Origin of the sequence: Vibrio sp. 1562, assembly GCF_033340155.1 — a bacterium.
In the GTDB taxonomy this organism is placed as follows: domain Bacteria; phylum Pseudomonadota; class Gammaproteobacteria; order Enterobacterales; family Vibrionaceae; genus Vibrio; species Vibrio alginolyticus.
In genome coordinates this window covers 1-691 of record NZ_JAWOVY010000366.1, presented here as the reverse complement: position 1 = coordinate 691, position 691 = coordinate 1, and the positions used below count along the sequence as shown (strand labels likewise).

Sequence of the window (691 nt, the reverse complement as noted above, 5' to 3'; positions counted from 1 at the left end):
TCAACACGCTTTAGCAAATTGATGAGCTGATTCGCTTCAAACGGACGCAACAAGTAATCGGTCGCGCCCGACTTCATAGTCTCTGCCGCCAAAATGCCTTGTTCTTGATCCACAATCGCAATCACAACGCCAGCATTACGCTGCTTCTGGTGACACGCAACAAACTCACGTACGCACATATCCGGTAGCGTAGAGCTCACTAACGTGATGCTTGCGCGCTCTTCTAATAATGCGCTTCGCCCTGTACGTGTGTGCTTTGCGGTGTAACCGGCATTCTTCAGCACATCCAGTACAGGTTGAGCAAGGTGTTCGTTCGGCTCAACCAACAAAATATTCGTTTTCGTCATCATTGAACCTTAACCTTCTTTTGTTGAGTCTGTTGTTGTACGTACATGGTGTTTTTTTCTATGGTGCGTTCGTTGTCTCTGACTAGGCGTAACGTCACACGTCGATTCTTTGCCTGACCAGCTGCTGTATTGTTATTTGCGACCGGATATCGGTCACCATGAGATCTGACTTCGATAATATTTGGGTTTACACCGTGAGCAATCAGTGCATCGGCCACTTGTTGAGCACGTAAACGTGATACCGAAAGGTTGGTAAGCCTTGGTCCAACATTGTCGGTATGGCCATCGATTAGCACTTTCGTCACTCGGTCATCAACAGAAAGATAGCTATAGAGCGCAGCTAA

At 47.3% G+C, this 691-nt stretch carries 1 protein-coding gene and 1 pseudogene; both read right to left on the bottom strand.

Going from position 1 to position 691, the window contains the following annotated elements; genetic code table 11:
• Positions 1-350: pseudogene (locus tag R7Z49_RS25220) on the bottom strand (sigma-54-dependent Fis family transcriptional regulator); the annotation flags it as partial.
• The coding region (locus R7Z49_RS25215; RefSeq protein ID WP_318112415.1) for an OmpA family protein at positions 347-691 on the bottom strand (345 nt) is incomplete at its 5' end. The pseudogene R7Z49_RS25220 and the gene R7Z49_RS25215, both read right to left, overlap by 4 nt.